Source organism: Acinetobacter sp. (assembly GCF_045628685.1).
Classification (GTDB): Bacteria; Pseudomonadota; Gammaproteobacteria; order Pseudomonadales; family Moraxellaceae; genus Acinetobacter.
This window is the reverse complement of the sequence record NZ_JAZQPV010000126.1, coordinates 35509-55594: the sequence shown is the minus strand read 5'-3', so window position 1 is coordinate 55594 and position 20086 is coordinate 35509. Positions and strand designations below refer to the sequence as shown.

Annotated in this window: 20 protein-coding genes; 19 read left to right on the top strand and 1 reads right to left on the bottom strand. The window is 41.1% G+C overall.

The genetic code is table 11. The annotated features are described in order from the left end of the window. Positions 1–26 precede the first annotated feature (26 nt). The 14 genes from iscX to ACKI4H_RS16055 all read left to right on the top strand — a co-directional run bounded on the left by iscX (position 27) and on the right by ACKI4H_RS16055 (position 14969). On the top strand, positions 27–227 hold the full coding sequence (gene iscX / locus ACKI4H_RS16120; RefSeq protein WP_086192927.1) for a Fe-S cluster assembly protein IscX: 201 nt from the start codon (positions 27–29) through the stop codon (positions 225–227). A gap of 110 nt (positions 228–337) precedes the next feature. Then, positions 338–769 (top strand): nucleoside-diphosphate kinase, encoded by a 432-nt coding sequence (ndk, locus tag ACKI4H_RS16115; RefSeq protein WP_407307503.1) that lies wholly within the window; start codon positions 338–340, stop codon positions 767–769. A 123-nt stretch (positions 770–892) separates the two neighbouring features. Beyond that, on the top strand, positions 893–2128 hold the full coding sequence (gene rlmN, locus ACKI4H_RS16110) for a 23S rRNA (adenine(2503)-C(2))-methyltransferase RlmN (RefSeq protein ID WP_407307501.1): 1236 nt from the start codon (positions 893–895) through the stop codon (positions 2126–2128). A 16-nt stretch (positions 2129–2144) separates the two neighbouring features. Further along, entirely contained in the window at positions 2145–2951 is an 807-nt protein-coding gene (gene pilW, locus ACKI4H_RS16105) for a type IV pilus biogenesis/stability protein PilW (protein WP_407307499.1), read from the top strand. Beyond that, positions 2942–3730: a helix-turn-helix domain-containing protein gene (locus ACKI4H_RS16100; RefSeq protein WP_407307497.1), complete on the top strand. Its 789-nt coding sequence runs from the start codon at positions 2942–2944 to the stop codon at positions 3728–3730. The genes pilW and ACKI4H_RS16100 overlap by 10 nt, the downstream gene beginning before the upstream one ends. 24 nt (positions 3731–3754) lie before the next feature. Next, positions 3755–4873 (top strand): flavodoxin-dependent (E)-4-hydroxy-3-methylbut-2-enyl-diphosphate synthase, encoded by a 1119-nt coding sequence (gene ispG, locus ACKI4H_RS16095; protein WP_407307495.1) that lies wholly within the window; start codon positions 3755–3757, stop codon positions 4871–4873. Positions 4874–4876: 3 nt separating this feature from the next. After that, positions 4877–6172, top strand: coding sequence for a histidine--tRNA ligase (gene hisS / locus ACKI4H_RS16090; protein WP_407307493.1), 1296 nt, complete (start codon positions 4877–4879; stop codon positions 6170–6172). A 30-nt stretch (positions 6173–6202) separates the two neighbouring features. After that, complete coding sequence (locus ACKI4H_RS16085) at positions 6203–6904, top strand: YfgM family protein (RefSeq protein ID WP_407307491.1); 702 nt, start codon at positions 6203–6205, stop codon at positions 6902–6904. Beyond that, positions 6904–8052, top strand: coding sequence for an outer membrane protein assembly factor BamB (bamB, locus tag ACKI4H_RS16080; protein WP_407307528.1), 1149 nt, complete (start codon positions 6904–6906; stop codon positions 8050–8052). The genes ACKI4H_RS16085 and bamB overlap by 1 nt, the downstream gene beginning before the upstream one ends. Before the next feature lie 3 nt (positions 8053–8055). After that, positions 8056–9465, top strand: coding sequence for a ribosome biogenesis GTPase Der (gene der, locus ACKI4H_RS16075; RefSeq protein WP_131267124.1), 1410 nt, complete (start codon positions 8056–8058; stop codon positions 9463–9465). Positions 9466–9555: 90 nt separating this feature from the next. Then, positions 9556–10206, top strand: a complete 651-nt coding sequence (locus tag ACKI4H_RS16070; protein WP_407307489.1) for a 4'-phosphopantetheinyl transferase family protein — start codon at positions 9556–9558, stop codon at positions 10204–10206. A 501-nt stretch (positions 10207–10707) separates the two neighbouring features. Continuing rightward, entirely contained in the window at positions 10708–12213 is a 1506-nt protein-coding gene (locus ACKI4H_RS16065; protein ID WP_407307487.1) for a hypothetical protein, read from the top strand. Further along, on the top strand, positions 12204–14264 hold the full coding sequence (locus tag ACKI4H_RS16060) for a hypothetical protein (RefSeq protein ID WP_407307485.1): 2061 nt from the start codon (positions 12204–12206) through the stop codon (positions 14262–14264). The genes ACKI4H_RS16065 and ACKI4H_RS16060 overlap by 10 nt, the downstream gene beginning before the upstream one ends. 12 nt (positions 14265–14276) lie before the next feature. Beyond that, positions 14277–14969 (top strand): hypothetical protein, encoded by a 693-nt coding sequence (locus ACKI4H_RS16055; RefSeq protein WP_407307483.1) that lies wholly within the window; start codon positions 14277–14279, stop codon positions 14967–14969. A gap of 121 nt (positions 14970–15090) precedes the next feature. On the opposite strand, the gene ACKI4H_RS16050 is transcribed toward ACKI4H_RS16055, so the two are convergent. Beyond that, the gene (locus ACKI4H_RS16050; RefSeq protein ID WP_407307481.1) at positions 15091–15864 is read right to left on the bottom strand and encodes an SDR family oxidoreductase; all 774 of its coding nucleotides are present in this window, start codon (positions 15862–15864) and stop codon (positions 15091–15093) included. A 120-nt stretch (positions 15865–15984) separates the two neighbouring features. Between ACKI4H_RS16050 and mazG the strand changes: the two genes are divergently transcribed. From mazG to panB, 5 genes are all read left to right on the top strand, one after another. Next, a complete protein-coding gene (gene mazG / locus ACKI4H_RS16045; protein WP_407307479.1) occupies positions 15985–16746 on the top strand; it encodes a nucleoside triphosphate pyrophosphohydrolase in 762 nt (253 codons plus the stop codon). A gap of 10 nt (positions 16747–16756) precedes the next feature. Continuing rightward, positions 16757–17164: a ComEA family DNA-binding protein gene (locus tag ACKI4H_RS16040; protein ID WP_407307477.1), complete on the top strand. Its 408-nt coding sequence runs from the start codon at positions 16757–16759 to the stop codon at positions 17162–17164. 136 nt (positions 17165–17300) lie between these two features. After that, a complete protein-coding gene (pcnB, locus tag ACKI4H_RS16035; RefSeq protein ID WP_407307475.1) occupies positions 17301–18752 on the top strand; it encodes a polynucleotide adenylyltransferase PcnB in 1452 nt (483 codons plus the stop codon). Continuing rightward, complete coding sequence (gene folK, locus ACKI4H_RS16030) at positions 18749–19237, top strand: 2-amino-4-hydroxy-6-hydroxymethyldihydropteridine diphosphokinase (protein WP_407307473.1); 489 nt, start codon at positions 18749–18751, stop codon at positions 19235–19237. Before pcnB ends, folK begins: the two co-directional genes overlap by 4 nt. A gap of 39 nt (positions 19238–19276) precedes the next feature. Next, entirely contained in the window at positions 19277–20086 is an 810-nt protein-coding gene (gene panB / locus ACKI4H_RS16025; protein WP_407307471.1) for a 3-methyl-2-oxobutanoate hydroxymethyltransferase, read from the top strand.

Genomic DNA, 20086 nt, shown 5'->3' with positions numbered 1-20086 from the left:
CATTTATTTAGCGCTTAGGAATACCCATGGGTTTACGTTGGACTGATACCATTGATCTTGCCATTGAACTTTCTGAAGCACATCCAGATGTCGATCCACAATGGATTCGTTTTACAGACTTGCATGCATGGGTGTGTGCATTGCCGGACTTTAAGGATGACCCGGAAAAATCGACTGAAGGTTTGTTGGAAGGGATTCAAATGGCTTGGATTGACGAAGTTCGTTAATCAGTAAATCGAAAAAAGAAACTTTTTACATATCAAAAGCTGATACTTGCTGATTATCTCGGTATAATGCGGCAAAATTTTCTCGTCAAATTGACAATAAGGAGCCAATCATGGCTATCGAACGTACTTTATCTATCGTTAAACCAGACGCAGTTGCTAAAAACCACATTGGTGACATCTTTGCTCGTTTTGAGAAAGCTGGTCTTAAAATTGTTGCAACTAAAATGAAACATTTGACTCAAGCTGAAGCTGAAGGCTTTTACGCTGAACATAAAGAACGTGGTTTCTTCGGTGACTTAGTTGCATTCATGACTTCTGGTCCTGTTGTCGTATCTGTTCTTGAAGGCGAAAACGCTGTTCTTGCTCACCGTGATATTTTAGGCGCAACAAATCCTAAAGAAGCTGCTCCTGGTACTATCCGTGCAGATTTCGCTGTAAGCATCGACGAAAACGCTGCTCACGGCTCTGACTCAGTTGCATCTGCTGATCGTGAAGTTAACTACTTCTTCGCTCAAACTGAGATCTGCCCACGTACTCGTTAATTCGAAGTATTCAAGCCAGATAAGTGTTATTATACTTATCTGGTTTTTTTATTCTTTGAATAATTCTTTGCTCACATATTGAGCTTCTTCTTTCATCTTTAGGCATGGTTTAGGTAATTACACATGAGTACTGAAGTCGTCGCTGTCTCTGCAATTTCAGCTGAACAGCAACCATCTCCATCCACTCCGACACAGCAAAATGCTGTGGAAAAAGTGAACTTACTCGGCATGTCACGTCCGCAACTGGAAAAATTCTTCGAAGATATTGGCGAGAAGAAGTTCCGTGCCGGTCAGGTGATGAAATGGATTCATCAGTTCTTTGTGACTGATTTTGCTGAAATGACTAATATTTCAGGCAAACTTCGTGAAAAACTAGAACAGGTTTGTGAAGTTAAAGCCCCAGAAGTGGTACACCGCAATTATTCTAAAGATGGCACCCGTAAATGGGTGTTCCGTGTTGGTGAAGGTGAAGGTTCACTGGTAGAAACCGTGCTGATTCCCGCAGAAGACAAAACTGGTTTACGCAAAACCTTGTGTATTTCTTCACAAGTGGGTTGTGCGCTGGATTGCTCATTCTGTTCAACTGGTAAACAAGGTTTTCAGCGTGATTTAAGCCCTGCAGAAATCATCGGTCAGTTGTGGATGGCAAACTATTCTTATATGGAAGAAGTGCCAGTTGCAGAACGTGAGCGTTCAGTGACCAATGTGGTGATGATGGGTATGGGTGAACCCTTATTGAACTATGATGCTGTTCTTAGTTCAATGCGCATTATGCTTGATGATTTTGCTTACGGTATGTCTAAACGCCGTGTGACTTTATCGACATCAGGGGTAGTACCGAAGATTGACCAGTTGGCCAAAGACATAGATGTGGCACTTGCTATTTCTTTACATGCGCCAAATGACGAACTGCGTAATGAATTGGTTCCAATTAATAAAAAATATCCGTTAGAGCAGTTAATTGCTGCATGTCAGCGTTATATTGCTAAAGATGGCAATGAAAGTTCACGTAAACATGTGACCATTGAATATGTCATGCTGGATGGGGTGAATGATCATCCTGAACATGCACAGCAAATGATTAAGCTGTTGAAAAACTTGCCAAGTAAAATTAATTTAATTCCATTTAATCCATTCCCGCATGCACCTTACGGCCGTTCAAGCCGTAACCGCATTATTTCTTTCCAAAAAACTTTGTCTGATGCAGGTTTTGTGTGTACGATTCGTCAGACGCGTGGTGATGATATTGATGCCGCGTGTGGACAGCTTGTGGGTCAAGTGGCCGACCGTACACGTCGTGCGGAACAGTGGAAAAAGAAAATTGCGCAAAGTAATGAAATTATGCGCTCTCAAGGATAATAAAAGGGGACGCCAATTGAGAAAGCCCGCATATAAATTAGCTTTTATTACAATGATTTGTATGTCTGCTATTTTTATCACTGCTTGTCAGACACAGACAACAATGGTGAAAAAAGATCCAGAAAAAGCAGTTAAAGTCCGCACTCAATTGGCTGCAGAATATATTAAATCCGGTGATCTGGATTCTGCAAAGCGTACTTTAGACCAAGCGCTTGAAATGAATTCCCGAGATTCCGCTGCGAATATGATGATGGGAATTTTACTGCAACAAGAGGGCAGTAAAGTCAGCATGGATAAAGCAGACACATATTTTAAGCGTGCTATTTCTGCTGACCCCAAAAATGCGCAAGCGCGTAACAACTACGGTACTTATTTGTATCAAATTGAGCGTTATAATGACGCGATTGAGCAACTCAATGTGGCAGGAACGACATTGGGTTATGATCAACGTTATAAGGCAATGGAAAATGTTGGACGCATTTATTTAAAACTAGGTGATATGGCGAATGCTGAAAAATCATTCAAACAGGCCTTGCAAGTAAATCGTGATTCCTACATTTCAATGTTAGAGTTGTCCGAAATTTTTTATTTGAAACAGCAGACCCCTGCTGCGACACAGTTGTATGAACAGTTTGTGCGTGGTGTAGGTCAAAAGAATCAAGGTGCGCGTGCGCTCTGGATTGGTATCCGAAATGCACGGGCAAATAGTGACACGATGGGAATGCAGGCACTTGTTAACCAATTGCGTGCGCTTTTTCCGGAAAGTCCAGAATACCAACGTTATTTGCAATTACAGTACAGTACTGAGGCCGTATGGAAGTAAATCCTAATTCACAGCAATCAAATGGTTCAGGCGTAGCACCCAATGCATTAGGAAATGTTCAGCGTCCAGGTGAGTACTTACGTCAAATTCGAATTGCACAAAAGCGTGAATTAAATGACGCTGCCAAAGAATTAAACATGCAAGTGAAAACTTTGACAGCTTTAGAACAAGATGACTATAAAGCTTTGCCGGAAGCGACCTTTATTAAAGGTTACTATCGTATTTATGCGAAATATTTAAAGGTCGATGCAAGCGCAATTATTCAACGTTTTGATGAGATTTATCAAAATGATACAGGATTATTGCCCAATCATGCCCTGAATAATTCTCCCATCAAAATCATGGGTAAATTGCCAGGTTCAAATCGTGATCGCAACAAGAAGTGGTTAAAACGTATTGTCATTACTTTAGTGGTGCTGTTTGCTGTAGTGGCTGCGGTGATGGCTGTGCAAAATATGTCGTCGAATAAAGAAGATAACCCAGAAATTTCTCCAACAGAGTCCGATGTGGAGGTGTTGAATTTAGATAATTCAACTGCTATATCGGGTGATCAATTGGAGCTAGAGTTTAGCCGTCCCACTTCTGTGCATATTGTGGATTCAACCGGTAAAGTTCTGGCAACAGGTCGTCAGGCATCGACAGTGAAATTAAATGGTGAAACTCCATTCCAAATTCGTCTGGATGATGCATCAGCTGTAACCTTAACCTTGAATAATGAAAATATTGCATTGTCACCTTATACAGTGAATGGCAAAGCAGATTTCCGTTTGTCACGTTAATGGGTAAAGAGAAGAGCGATATTAATGATTGAAAATCCGATTAAGCGCCGTCCCACTCGTAAAATTCGTGTTGGCTCAGTCTATGTGGGTGGTGATGCACCTATCAGCATCCAAAGTATGACTAATACTGAAACGTGTGACGTGGCTGCAACTGTTGCGCAAATTCAACGTTGTGCCGATGCGGGTGCGGACATCATGCGTGTTTCTGTACCAAGTATGGAAGCAGCTGTCGCATTTGGTGAAATTCGTAAGCAAGTGAATGTACCCTTGGTTGCCGATATTCATTTTGACTATAAAATTGCTTTGGCTGTTGCTGATGCTGGTGCCGATTGCTTGCGTATCAATCCAGGTAATATTGGTTCGGAAGCAAAAATTCGTGAAGTGGTGGCTGCGGCACGTCACAACGATATTTCCATGCGTATTGGTGTAAATGCAGGTTCACTGGAAAAAGATATTCAGAAAAAATATGGCGAGCCGACAGGTCAGGCATTACTTGAATCTGCGATGCGCCATATCGATATTTTAGACCGTCTGGATTTCCAGGAATTCAAAATTTCGGTGAAAGCATCAAATGTGTTTTTGACCATGGATGCTTACCGTTTATTGTCAGCACAAATTGATAATCCACTGCATTTAGGTGTGACTGAAGCCGGTATTTACCGTACCGGTTCGGTAAAATCAGCGATTGCTCTTGGTGGTTTATTGATGGAAGGCATTGGCGATACTATGCGTATTTCCTTGGCAGCTGAACCTGAAGAAGAAGTGAAAATTGGTTTTGATATCTTGAAATCATTAGGGCTTCGTTCTAACGGCATTAACTTTATTGCCTGCCCAAGCTGTTCACGCCAAGAATTCAACGTAATTAAAGTGATGCAATCACTTGAAGAGCGTTTAGAAGATATCCGTACCCCCATGGATGTATCCGTGATTGGGTGTAAAGTGAATGGTCCGGGCGAAGCCAAGGAAGCCGATATTGGCGTGGTAGGTGCAAGTCCACGTTCACTGGTGTATCGTAATGGCGAGAAAAGCCATTTAATCGATACCAATCAATTGGTTGATGAAATCGAAACGATGGTTCGTCAACGTGTTCTAGAGCTTGAAAAAGCTAAATCTAAAGAAATTATTCGCACAAGTTTTGAGTAGGTCATGAGTTCAATTGTCGCAATCAAAGGTTTTAATGACATTCTTCCAACGCAAACTGCTGCGTGGAGACGTCTGGAGCAACATTTAGCCTCACTTATGGATGCTTATGGCTATCAGCAAATCCGTTTGCCGATTGTTGAACAGACCAATCTGTTCAAACGTTCAATTGGTGATGCAACCGATATTGTTGAAAAAGAAATGTACACGTTCTTGGATAAGGGTAATCCACCTGAGTCTTTGACTTTGCGTCCTGAAGGAACTGCAGGCTGTGTACGTGCCATGCTTGAACATAACTTGCTTCGCGGTGCGACACCTCGTGTTTGGTATGTCGGACCTATGTTCCGGTATGAAAAACCGCAGAAAGGCCGTTACCGTCAGTTCCATCAGTTTGGTGTGGAAACATTTGGTGTAGCTACACCAGATATGGAAGCAGAATTGATTTTAATGACTGCACGTTTGTGGAAACGCATGGGTGTTGCCGACAAGGTTCAGCTTGAACTGAATACTCTGGGTGAGTCTGATGAGCGTGCTGCATATCGTGCTTCATTGGTAGGTTTCTTAGAATCGCACAAAGGCGATTTAGACGAAGATTCACAGCGTCGTTTAGAAACCAATCCGCTGCGTATTCTCGATTCTAAAGATGCACGTACGCAACAAATTCTTGAAAATGCGCCAAAACTTCACGATTTTATGGGTGAAGATACGTTGGCTCACTTTGCACAATTGCAGCAGTATTTAACTGATGCAGGTGTAGACTTTGTAATTAACCAAAAGCTGGTTCGTGGTCTGGATTACTACAACAAAACTGTCTTTGAATGGACAACGACGCACTTGGGTTCACAAGGAACGGTTTGTGCTGGTGGTCGTTACGACGGTCTTGTAGGTCAATTGAAAGGTAAGGCTGATCAGTCTGTACCTGCAGTTGGTTTTGCGATGGGTATGGAGCGTTTACTGCTTCTACTTGAACAGGTTGAAGACAATACACCTGTACGTGATTGTGAAGTATTCTTGTTATCGGATCCTGCATCACAAGGGAAAGCCTTGGTACTTGCAGAACAAATTCGTAACCAACTGGAAGCGGCAAATAGCAATCTTCGCCTGAAAGTCGGTTCACAAGGTTCGATGAAATCCCAGATGAAAAAAGCCGATCAATCAGGCGCTATTTTTGCCGTGATTGCCGGTGAACGTGAGTGGGAAGCACAGCAATTGGCGGTGAAAGAATTGGCGACTGCCGAGCAAAATGATGTTGCTGTGGCGAATATTGTGCCATTTTTCATTGAAAAATTTTCTTCAAAATAAGCTTAAAAAACATAAGGAAAAGGTAATTACATGAACGCATTGAGTGATGATGAACAACTTGATAGCTTAAAGTCCTTCACTAAAAAATATGGCTCTGCCATGATTAGTGGGATTTTAATTGCGTTGATTGCTTTTTTCGGATGGGAATATTGGCAGAAGAAAAACCTGGCTGAATCTCAGATGGAAACAGCCAAGGTTCAACAGTTGATGGATGATGCTAAAAATGCACAAGGCAATGCCAATGCATTTAATGCCTTATCTGCAACTGCGGACAAAATTGTAAAAGAAGCACCAAATTCTGCCCAAGCTATTCAAACGCAATTGCTGATGGCTAAACTGGCATATGACCAAGCAGATTATGCGCATGCAGAAAGAGCATTAAAAAAAGTTGAAAATTCTAAGCTTGATGATGCAGGTTTGGTTCAGTTGGTTAAACTGCGCCTGGCTTATGCTCAACTTGCACAAAAGAAATATGATGATGCATTAAAGACATTATCTGCAGTGACAGATCCGGCGTTTAAAGCAACCGCTGATGAAGCGCTTGGTGATGTATATCTTGCTAAGAATGATGTAGAAAATGCTAAAAAATCGTACAAAAGTGCATGGGATGCACTGGTTGAACGTCAGCAGGAACGCCAAATTTTACAAATTAAACTCGAAAGTGTTGGCGTTTTAGTTGATGATCCTGACGTGGAACGACCAATTTTAGAAACACAAGTGGATGAGTCATGATGGATAGAAAATTCAAAATACCGTTTGCGCTGACAATTTTAACATTCGCGCTTGTTGGCTGTTCAACGAATAAAATTAAAGTGGAAGAGGTCAAACCGAATCCATTGCCTAAATTGGCTCAAGCCAAAAGTCTTGTTCCGGTATTTTCTCAAAGTGTTTCATCAACATCGAAAGCGGATCCATTACGTCTGCGTTTAGATGTCGATAATGGTGTAATCTTCGCCGTAGATCCAAAAGGCGAAGTCGCAGCTTATCAAGGCAAGCAACGCATCTGGGAGAAAAAAGTTTCTAAACAAGGATTAAGCTCAGGTGTAGAAGCAGGTGAAGGTCTAGTTATTGTTGGTAACAAGAAAGGTCAACTGTTTGCTTTAGATCAGGCGACAGGTGAGCAGAAGTGGACTGCACAATTAACAGGATCCATTTTGTCGCCTTCATTGATTCAATCTGGTCGTGTGATTACTGTGAGTAATGATGGCACTGTTTATGGACATGATCTTGCCACCGGTCAGCAAGTTTGGACATATAACCTTCCTAATGTACAATTTAGCTTACGTGGAATGGCATCGCCGGTCGCACTTGATCCGCGTACGGTATTGATTGCTTCATCTAATGCCTATGTTTATGCCCTTGATATACTCAGTGGTGTACCGCGTATGCAGCGCCGTGTTGCAGTAAGTGATGGCCGTTCAGATATTCAACGCCTCAATGATATTGATGGCGATCCAGTTGTTGCAGGTCAGTTTCTTGTAACAACCAGTTTCCAAGGACAAGTCACTGTTACAGATTTGGCTTCACAACAAGTGGTGTGGAGTGAAGATGCGAGCAGTATTCAACGTCCAGAAGTAATGAATAATACCGTTTTTGTTGCACAGGCAGATGGAAAAATCACTGCTTATGCACTCACAACAGGTGAGCAATTATGGCAAAACGATAGTTTGCTCAATCGTCAGCTCAGTAATCCTGTTGTGCTCGGACAAGACCTTGTGGTTGGTGATCTAGATGGTGTATTACACCTAATCGATCCAGCTTCGGGGCAACTCATTGGTCGATCAAAAACAAGTGGTGAAGTACGTTCACTACGCGAAATTGATGGACAACTATATGTCTCCACCAGAAAGGGCGCGTTAAGCGTTTGGCAGAACCGTTAATTTATGAAACCCGTAATTGCGCTAATTGGACGTCCGAACGTCGGTAAATCAACGTTATTTAACCAGATTACCAAGAGTCGCGATGCACTCGTTGCTGACTTTGCTGGTCTTACTCGTGACCGCAAATATGGCGATGCAGTATTCCAAAATAAATCCTTCATTGTAGTCGATACAGGCGGTATCGGTGAAAGTGAAGCCGGTATTGATTCATATATGGCTGAGCAATCAAAAACAGCCATCAATGAAGCCGATATTATTGTTTTTGTTGTTGATGCGCGTGCGGGATTACTAGCGTCAGATGAGCAGATTGCACGAGAACTTCGTACCCTCGGGAAAAAAGTTTACTTGGTTGCAAACAAAGTTGATGGTGTACATGCCGAAGCTGCAGTAGTTGAGTTTTATCAACTTGGCTTTGGTGAACCCATGCATGTTGCAGCAAGCCACGGTCGTGGTGTCGCTCAAATGCTGGAAGATGTGCTTGAAGATGTTCCTGAGGATGAAGATCCTGAGTTACATGACCAGAACACCGGTTTACGCTTAGCCGTAATTGGTCGTCCGAATGTCGGCAAATCGACTTTGGTTAACCGTTTACTGGGTGAAGAGCGTGTTGTAGTTTATGACATGCCAGGTACCACGCGTGATTCTATCTATATTCCGTATGAACGGAATGAGCAGAAATATACGCTGATTGATACTGCAGGTGTACGTCGTAAAGGTAAGGTAGATGAAATGGTTGAGAAATTCTCAATCGTGAAAACTTTGCAAGCCATTAAAGACGCTCACGTTGTGGTTGTGGTATTGGATGCACGTGAAGGCGTAGTTGAACAAGATCTACACTTGATTGGCTATGCTTTAGAAGCGGGCCGAGCAATGGTGATTGCAATCAACAAATGGGACAACATGACAGAATATGACCGCAAGCAATGTAAGCTTGATGTCGATCGTCGTTTTGACTTTATCCCATGGGCTAAAGTGCATTTGATTTCAGCATTGCATGGTACAGGGGTAGGGGAGTTATATCCTTCAATTCACCGTGCGTTTGATTCTTCACATTTGAAAGTTTCGCCTGCGAAATTAACCCAAATTTTGAATGATGCGACTGAAGCACATCAACCGCCAATGATTAGTGGTAAACGTATTAAAATGCGTTATGCTCACATGGGTGGCCAGAATCCGCCAACGATTATTGTGCATGGTAACAAGGTAGATAAAACCCCTGCGGATTATCGTCGTTATTTGGAAAACGTATTCCGTCGTGTCTATAAACTTGAAGGCACACCAGTTCGCATTGACTTCAAAACATCTGAAAATCCATTTGAAGGTCGTAAAACGCAAATGGATGAACGTATTGCAGCACGTAAACGTCGTTATGTTCAGAAATTCAAAAAAGCTGAAAAGAAATTTAGAAGCTAATTAACCATCTATTGATCATAAAAGCCTGAAGTTTACTTTGGGCTTTTTTGTTTTAAGATGTCATTATATTTTGGGGATCAAGGGGTACACGTGAGCAGATTGATACGCATAGATGTCGATACAATTGAGCGTATAGCACCTCTATCTACGGAATTGGATCGCAAGACCAAAATTCAGCAGCAAAAACAGGCCATTTATCGTTATCGAAATCAATTGCTCTCCCAGCAATTAAACACCAGCATTCAGCAAGAAGATTTTGCTAGCACAGAACATGGCAAACCGTATTTGATTAAATTGCCTAAATTTTATTTTAATCATAGTCATAGTCAAAAAAATTATGCATTAGCCACCAGTATTCATATGCAAGATTTAGGGGTAGATATAGAAGATTTAGATCGAAAGGTACGCTTTGAAGCATTGGCAGCGCACGCTTTTCACCCCAATGAATTGCAATATTGGAACGAACTGGAACAGGATCGTGCTTACTGGTTTAAAGTGTGGACCACTAAAGAAGCGGTATTAAAAGCATCGGGTCTGGGGATTCATCTAAATTTAAATGAGTTAGAGACTCGAGTACATCCTGTTTATGATGGAGGATTATGTAGTCATCCTTTAATCGGAACATTTGCGTATCAAAATTTCAATTTAGCTCATGTTATGTTAACGGTCGCATGGCGTTCAGAGGCATCCTGTAAAGGTTTTACCTTTCCAGAAATTAAAATACATTTTCCATCTTCATAAAGTTTATTAAAGAACCTGTGAATCAGGTTCTCTTTTATTTCAATTTTATTTATTTTCTTTTGGCTAAAAACATCGTGCTCATCCGGTTAATAAACTGCGGACTGAGTTTATAAAATTTCTTTAGTTCCTATAGTAGTGACTTAAAAAATTATTTATAAAAAATCTCTCCTATTTTTCATGGAGCTTCAACTGCCATTTTTCTTCTTATTCTGACTTGCTTAATGGAATCTGCTTCCTCAAACTCCGATTCAGTACATTTAAAATTATTATAAAAATCATTCAAAATCTTTTAATACAAGACTTTGTATGGGGTCACTAAATAAAAAAATAATTCTCCCTAATTTGATGAAAATCAATAAAAAGTAAAAATATGTTATGGAGTTAATATTAAAATGTGTTTATTATTTGTTTGTTTTTTGTAGATTTATAAATCACGTAAAAAATAAATGAAATGTAGAAGTTGGTGTCCCAAAAAAACTTTAGTGAAGAAGGTAAAAAAAGATGAAAAAGACCGTATTGACACTTATGTGTATGTTTGCAGGACAGTTCGTCAATGCAGAAATCATTAAAGTAAATGGGGAAGGCACTGCACCTATTATCAAAAAAGATCCAAATGGTACACGTAATCAGGCATTCAATAATGCAAAAACAGATGCCGTTATTGCCCTCATTAAGCGTATTAATGGTCCTCAAGCGATGAATGAAGCGAGTCCATATTTAAATGACATCGTTAAACAAATTGACAGCAGTTATGTTGTAAACCGCGGCAGTAATACCAACGGTAACAATGAATTAATCACTCAAGTTAGTCTGGAGATGGATGACCAGGAATTTCGTTCAATTCTGAATGATTTAGGCTTGGCAAATAAAAAAAGTCGAACCAGTCCGATTATGATCGTGATGGACGAATATTTCGGTGTACCCAAAGATAACTCTAAACCGGTAAAAGAATTTACTTCTTCTTTCTCTGATCGTAGCTATAGCTATGATGAAGATACGAGCTATAAGGCCAGTGAAAGTGCCAAAGCCAGTGCTTCAGATTCCTATTCATCAAAAGGACGCTCCTCTGCTGCATCGGGCTATGCCTATGGTAATTATTATGGGGCGGGTGCGGGCATTTCTGCACGTTCAGCGAGCCACAACAATTCTGGTAAATCTGCATCTTCCAGTAGTTATAATGCCAGTGAGTCGGCTAAATATAGTCAATCTGAACGCCAGAATGATATTCAGAGCTTTGTGAAATATGTGGAATATCAAACACCCAGTACCAAAGCTGAACGTGACAATCAAACCTTAACTGCAATTGCAGATGCAGCTTCCCGTTACGATTTACGTTTACTTGATTCAGACCGCTTTAAAAGTCAGTATTTGAATGGTCGCAGTATGACTATCCAACAATTAACGAGTGATGCTGAACTTAATAAACTGGTGATTGCAGCGCGTAAAGAAAAAGCCGACTGGTTTATGGCGGGCAGCTCTTATATTTATGACCGTGGTCGTTCACCCGCAACAGGTCAATTTGTTTGTGATGGCGCGATCAGTTTTAAAATTTATTCAGTTGATGATTCGACTTTAATGGGCGGTGAAACCCGCACTGAATCATCAACGGGTGCAACCACAGATTCATGCCGAACCAATGTAGCCAAAAAACTCGGTGAATTAGCGATTAGCCAAGTCGGGCCACAGATTTTAGGTTATGCAAAAAATCGTTCAATGTACGGTAAAGAAATCACCATTTTTGTGAAGAGTGTTTCTGGCAATGTCTCTACACGTTTAGGTGATGATTTGTATGTGGCACTTGAAGAAATTGAAGGTGCGGAAAACATTGATGTGCGTACACAGGATGGCAAACTGGTCGAACTGACCATGACTTATAAGAGCAGTAAACCGATTACCGGGGAGTTGGCGAAAGCCCTGCGTAAAGTAAATCCCACTCTGTCGAGTGCTGAACGTTTACAAGCCGGAAATACCATTACCCTATGCATTGGTGGTACACAATGCAAATAAAATTCAAGGCCTTATGTTTGGCTATGCCTATGCTTTTTTCAGCATGGGCGAATGCGGATATTCAAATTTATCCATTACAAGGTGTTTTTGGCCTAGAACAAGGTTGTCGTACAGATCTGAGCAAGTACGAAGCCAATGGTTCTTCAATTGACTGTGATTTTAGTCGGGCAATTGATAATCCCACCACACGTAAACAGGCAGAGCAGATTTTTTTACAAAGTTTAAAACAAAATTTTGGGACTCAAATTGTTGATACCATTTCGCAAAAAACTAAAAATCGTACCTATATTGCATCGTTAGAAGTTTTACGTGCGAGTCAATACATTGTGAAAAAGGATTCGACCACAGAAATTTTTCTGCCTGTCACCTTAAGCTTAAAGCTGACCAATGTATTGTCGGGTGAAGTCATTTATAGCGACAGTGCCACCTTATCTCAACCGATTCAAGTACTCACTGCTGAAATTCAATCTGCGGCAACCAAAGCAGCAATTAAGCAAAAATTTCAAAGTACTTTACTGAGCCTGACTCAACAAGTTACTGAGGAATTAAAGTCGAAACTTAAAATTTCTGAAACCGAAACTCAAGTGATCGATCAATGGAAATCTTATCTGGTTTTAGATAAAGGTTTTAATCAAGGGATTGCTGCACAGGATGAGCTAAGTTCAACAGACGGTGACTTGATTCGTGTGGTTCATGCAGACAGTGATTATGCTGTGGCTTTGCCAGTGTTAATGTCCGGTAATAGTAAACGTTTTAGCAAAGTATCTACCAATACGCGTCAGGCCATGAATAAGCCCAAGGCTTTGGTGGTGGATGTGCTGACTTATCAAGGTGAGTCGAAAGATCTGATCGAGCAAATCTTTTCTGATGCGGTGGGTGAGCAAGCTTCATTTACCTTAACTCCTGTCAATCGACGCTATAGTGCAATGGCACAAAGTGTCAGTGAACAGACGGCTTTGGCGCAAAGTGAAGATATCAATCAGCGTGAATTACCGGAATTCTTTATTCGCATTAATGTTGTTCCCGTGATTGCCTATCAACAGCAGATTGGCAAAATGACCCAGCAGCAGGTTTTTCATAGCGAAGTTTTTGCTGAAATGATTGATCAATCCGGTCGTGTTATCTATTCAGCCCATGCAACAGATGATATTAAAGACGTGATTTCTGAAGGAATGGGCTTTTCTTTAGAGGCGCGCAAAGAAGTGGTATTGAAAAATGCGCTTTTAAAATTAGGCCAAAAATTTCAAAAAGGCATTCAATTCACCCGTTCTGATTTAAAAGTCTCGGGTTCAAGTGGTCAGAGTATTAGCATTGATGACGCAGGCGAGCGCTTAATGACCGGTATGAAAGTTCATGTCTATCATCAAGATAAAGCAGCAGGGCGTAATATCCTGATCCCGACATGGGAAGCCACCGTACTGGAACGTCAAGGTGCAAAAGTCAAAGCGCAATTAGATTTTCCGGTCAGCAGCAGTGACCGTTTACCAGTACGTTCGGGTGACAGTATTTTGCTGGATAGTTCGGCGCCGGTCGGTGATTCAAAACAAGCTCGGGTTTTATGTTCAGGCTTGCATACTGAACAAGTCGGTGAAATTCCTTTCTATGGTTTTGGCCCTTTGATTTATCACGCCTTTACCAGTCAGTCGAAACGGCCCTTTTATGCGACAGGTTCAGGCTTTAAAGGTCAGACCTTACTGAAAGATTCAGTGATTAGCATGACTGAAAATGCTGGATTTAAAAAGGATATGAACGTCAATTTTCATATTCCAAAAAATGAATGTTTGCAGCCGGTGTTTAAGATTGAAGTGAAACCAGACAGCATTAAATGCAATGCAGACAAAAGCAACTGCGATGCCACCTTGGTCATGGCAAGTGGTGCGCGCAGATTTAATGATAAAGCTGAAAAAATTGGTGCCTATGGGTTACAGCAAGAAATTGGGTTGAAGGGTGTCGATCACCAACATCGCCATGAAATGTACAACATCCAAATGTTTGAAGCTTTACCAAAAATTTTAAATCAAATCGTGCAAAAAGCCGATTCCACACAATAAGGGTAGTGACGTATGAAAAAAATTGCGATTGTATTGGCAGTAACCGCATCCATGGGGGCTTCAAGCGTCTATGCAGGTTTTGGATCACTTAGTAGTCTTGCTTCAAACTTAACAGAATCTGCTACGGGTGTATCTTCTTCAAATATAGATTTAGCTGGCTTTTTTACTCAAGCTAAAGCAACCAATGCAATGTTTATTCAGAGTCGTACGGCTTTAGCTTCATTGCTCGCAAGTAAAAAGGATTCAGATGAATTAAAAGTAAAACAGAAAAGTTTGAAAGCAACTTCTGATTTGAAAGAACAAGAAGCCATTCAAAAAGAAATTGTAGCGATGTCTAATGCTGTTTTAGAAGCTTCTCAAAAGGATGAAGCAGCAACTGTCGCTACGCTTTCAGCGCTGGATACAAAACAGAAGAAATTGCTTTTAGATTCTACAACGAACTTTGTGATTGCAAGTTTAACTGCCCGTGAATTGGCTGTAGGGGCTAAACAGGTTAGTACTAGTTTGATGACAAATCCCGCCAGCCTGACCAATACGGGTTTGTCGTTGGTGGATGCAAAAAATGTTGTCGGTGATATCACTGGTATTGCAAAAAATTCAAGTATGGCGCTAGTGGAATATCCTAAGCTATTTAAAAAAGCAGGTATTGAATTTAAAATGCCAGCAAGTTCAGCAGAGAAACCAAAAATTCTTAATGATATTTAAGGGTCAATTCAGACTCTAATTTTAAAATAAATTAGACATTTTGAAAGATAATTTAATCATTTTATAAGAAAAAGAGCCTTGTTATCAGGCTCTTTTTTATGGGATTGTTTTTTAATATTTTTTATTTCCTTTTGGCTAAAAACATCGTACTCATCCGGTTAATAAACTGCGGACTGAGTTTGGATAAATTGAACATGATTTTAGTTTTTAATCCCACCGGTTGGTGGGTTGGGGTAAATATACTGTTTTTAAGCTGTACCAACTGGTAGATCTGCTGAGCGACATCTTCCGCACTTAAATGCACACCCATATTTTGGATAGTACCTGCATCCATATCTTTAACCATCGCGGTTTGAACAAATAAGGGCATGACATCTAAAACCCGAATACCGTATTTTTGCCACTCTATATCTAAGCCTTCGGTAATGCCGCGTACCGCAAATTTGCTGGCTGAATAAGACACTAAATCAGGTTGGCCATAAATGGCGGAAGCCGAGGACAGATTAATCACTCGTGCAAAAGATGCTTTCTGTAAATAGGGCAAAGCGGCATGACAGCCATTTAAGACACCATTAACATTAATATCGATGGTTCGGTGATGTGCTGCGATATCGGTCTGTTCAAAAGCTCCCGAATAAAGAATCCCTGCATTGTTAACCACTACATTCACTTCCCCTGCCCATAGTTGAAATTCATCAAGGGCATGCTGCCATTGGCTATAATCAGCAACATCCAGCGAACCCGCTTTTGCTCGTGATCCTAATTGCTGGGCAAGTTTCTGGGCTTGAAGTTCGTTGATATCATATATGCCGACTTTGTAGCCGTGTTGATAAAACAGGGTAGCGATTGCAGCACCAATTCCTTGTGCTGCACCACTAATAAAGATACTGTGCATGTGTTTTTCCCTTTCAGTTTTGTTTTGGTGGCACTAAATTTTTAATAATTTGAGCTTGAGCATAACAAATATTGAACGTGAAAAATGCTATTTTTTTAAAATGACTGGAGTGATCAAACCATGGATAAATTATTGGCAGTAATGCGTGAATTACGTGAAAAATGTCCATGGGATCAGCAACAAACTCCACAAAGCCTAACCAAATACGCCATCGAAGAGGCATATGAGGTGGAAGCAGCAGTCAGGGAAGGAAATACCGACGAAATACGGGATGAACTGGGGGATTTGCTCCTGCAAGTGGTTTTTCAGTCACAGATGTATAGCGAAGTCGGGGCTTTTGATTTTAATGATGTGGTGAATGCGATTACTGAAAAGTTAATCCGTCGTCATCCACATGTATTTCAGGCCGATCAGTTTTCAAAGCTCAGTCCTGATGATGTAGCCGTACTTTGGAAACAAATTAAACAGCAAGAAAAACAAGGCAAAGCTCAATCTTATTTAAATGACATTAAACATGGACCTGCAATTCAGCAAGCGCATGAAATTCAAGAAAATGCGGCAAAAATTGGCTTTGATTTTCCGGATGTGGAAGATGCTTATGGAAAGCTGAATGAAGAGTTAGCTGAATTACAGCAAGCCATGGACAATCAAAATTCCGACGAAATAGTCGATGAATTTGGTGATTGTTTATTTTCTCTTATCAATGTTGGACGTAAACTGGGACTTTCCAGTGAAATGGCGCTTCTAAGCACCATTCATAAATTTAGAACACGTTTTGCTTTCATTGAAGATCACGCTCAGCAACAGCATAAAAAAATTGAGACTCTGTCTTTAGAAGAAATGGATCGACTGTGGGAGCAGGCAAAACAACAATTAAAATAAAAGGCCTATAATGAGAAAAATAATACAGATCCTGAATGCGATTTTTTACATAGGCGCATTAATGTCAATGCTAAGTGGAACGACTGCTTATGCTCAACAATTTGACCAGCAATACTTAAAATGGAAGGCTGAACAGGAAGCCGAAGATGCACGCTTAAAAATACCGCATGTATCTCCGCCAAAAAATTACTATTTGGCGAAACCTGCCTTACAGGCATCCACTAGAGCTAAAATAAGTTTGAACCAAGCCAATCTGGAACAACTACAAGAGCTGTCCGGAATTGGTTTAAAAAAAGCGGAAGCAATTATTGCCTATCGTCAAAAAAATGGAAAATTTAAAAACATTGAGGAATTACAGCAGGTCAAGGGGATTGGGCCGGCTTTATTTGCCAAAAATAAAGATCGATTAAGTCTGTAATTCATGGGTTAAGCAGTCAAGAAGGGCCCAACAATATATTGAGCATCGAGATAATCAAATTGCCCTTTGATTGTGTTAGATATATGATTAGCGTCATCTTAGATATTTTACGTTCAGACGTAGGAGACAGCGTCTTTTGCAAACTTTGCGCGCGTCAAAATGTGGTTTATCAACCGCTCAATTACCTTCTTCCATATTAGATGTTATCGATGCCTTAAATAAGGCAGGCTTTGAAGCTTATATCGTCGGTGGTAGTGTCCGTGACTTAATGTTGGGTCTTAATCCTAAAGATTTTGATGCCGTCACCGATGCAACACCAGCCCAAGTGAAAGAAGTTTTCGGACGGCGTTGTCGTATTATTGGACGACGTTTTGAGCTTGCTCATGTCTATTCAGGCCGAGAACTGATCGAAGTCGCGACATTCCGTGCACCCCCTAAAAAAGCAGTGACATCTGCTGCAGGCATGATTTTACGCGACAACAATTGGGGCACGATTGAGCAAGATTTTGTGCGTCGTGATTTTTCCATTAATGCGATGTATTATCAGCCGCGTAAAGGGATCGTACTCGATTTCTGTAATGCAATTGATGATATCGAAAATAAAACTTTACGTTTATTGGGCGACCCGACTTTACGTTTTGAAGAAGATCCAGTGCGTATGCTGCGGACTTTACGTTTTGCGGCAAAACTAAATTTCAATATTGCACCGGAAATTTTAGAGATTTTTACTCCGGAAATGACCCAGTTGCTGCGTGATATTTCTCCGCATCGTTTATATGACGAATCGCAGAAGTTATTTACCATGGGATATTTGAATCGCGTGCTGCCGATGCTGATTGATTTTGATATCTGGCGTCAACTGTTTGCTGATATTCCCCCACATATTTCGACATTTATAGAACGCGCAGCCATCAATACTGATCAGCGTATTCAAATGGGTAAAACCATTAACCCGGCATTTTTCTATGCAGTATTACTATGGAAACCCTTTTTAGAGCGTTGTGAATTTTATCTAGGTAAAGGGATTGTTCCTGCAGAAGCACGTGCCCAAGCGGGCTTGGATGTATTAAAACGTCAGGCCACCCGCACCATCATTCCACGTTTCGCAGAAACCTTTATTCGTGAAGTTTGGGAAATGCAAACCCGTTTGCTCAATCCAAAACCACAACAAGTCCAAGCTTTATCGACTCATGCGCGTTTCCGTGCCGGCTTCGATTTCCTGCTACTTCGTGAAAAATCTGGTGACAACACCACCCTGGGAATGGGGATGTGGTGGGATGCTTATCAGCTGATGAGCACCGATGAAAAAGAGCGTGCCATTAGTCAGTACAACCGTCAACGTGCAAAAAGTCGTCGTAAAGCGGCAACAGAAGATCTGGTTGAACCTAAATCTGTCTCTGTAGAAATTGAACCTCTGGTCAACGAGCCTGAACCACGCCGTCGTGAACGCAAGAGCAGAACCCGCTCTGACAGACCTGTTCAAACAGTTTCTGCAGGCGGTTCAGAGATTGCATATGACCATCCCATTCTAAAACGTAAACGGGTAAAACGTGATTTAAGCCAAGTAGTTTTTGGACCGACACAATGATTACAGTCACCTATATTGGCTTAGGCAGTAATTTAGGAGATTCACGTCAGATTTTGATCGAAGCTGTGCAAAAGCTGGCAACGCTTGGACACGTAAAAACCTCCAAGTTATATCAAAGCCCACCCATGGGTCCCCAAGACCAACCAAATTATTTGAATGCGGTGGTGCAGCTAGAAACTGATTTAGCACCTTTGGTTTTATTGGATGAGTTACAACGTTTTGAACACGAGTCAGGTCGGGTGCGTTTACGTCGTTGGGGCGAACGTACTTTAGATCTGGATTTACTGGTGTATGGTCAAGAACATATTCAAAATGAGCGTTTGACTGTTCCCCACGTGGGTCTGTTGGAACGTGATTTTGTCGTCATACCCTTGTTAGATTTAGATGAAAATATGCAAATTAAAGCACAACGATTAAAAGATTTACCTGTAGTTCAACATTCGACACTGTCTGTTGTGGATGATGAAACTTGGTCAAATATTTAATTTAGGCATGTGTTTGGAACGTGTTAGAGGAATATCTTGATGATTAGTCTCAGCGACTTAAGACAATTTAAAACTGAAGGACGCAAATTTTCTTGCCTGACCTGTTACGATGCCAGTATGGCCAAGGCAATGGAAATTGCAGAAGTCGACAGTATTTTAATTGGTGATTCTTTAGGGATGTCGATCCAGGGTCGTGATTCAACATTACCTGTGACTGTAGCAGATATGGCTTACCATACCGCAGCGGTTCGTCGCGGTAATCAGCATGCTTTCATTATGACTGACTTGCCGTTTATGAGTTATGCCACTTTAAATGACGCATTGATAAGCTCAAAAACAGTCATGCAAGCTGGCGCACAAATGGTCAAAATGGAAGGTGGTGCCTGGTTAAGTGAAACGGTTACTGTTTTGACCCGTAATGGTATTCCAGTATGCGTACATTTGGGGTTAACTCCACAATCTGTCCATGTATTTGGCGGTTATAAATTACAAGCCCGTACACGTGAAGCAGCAGATCAACTGATTGCTGATTGTAGAGCCGTGGTTGAAGCGGGTGCTGCATTATTATTATTGGAATGTGTACCTGCACAATTGGGTAGAGAAATCAGTGAATTGTTCCCGCATATCCCTGTAATTGGCATTGGTGCAGGCACAGAGACCGACGGGCAGGTACTGGTGGTTCAAGATATGCTTGGGCTGACCTTTGGCCGTGTGGCTAAATTTGTGCGTAATTTTATGAAAGAACAGGCAGGGGAAACTGCAATTCTGGATGCTTTTAAAGCCTACCACGCTGCAGTACAAGAAGGTTCTTTCCCTGCCAAAGAACACACTTTTCAAGTCGAGCTGTAA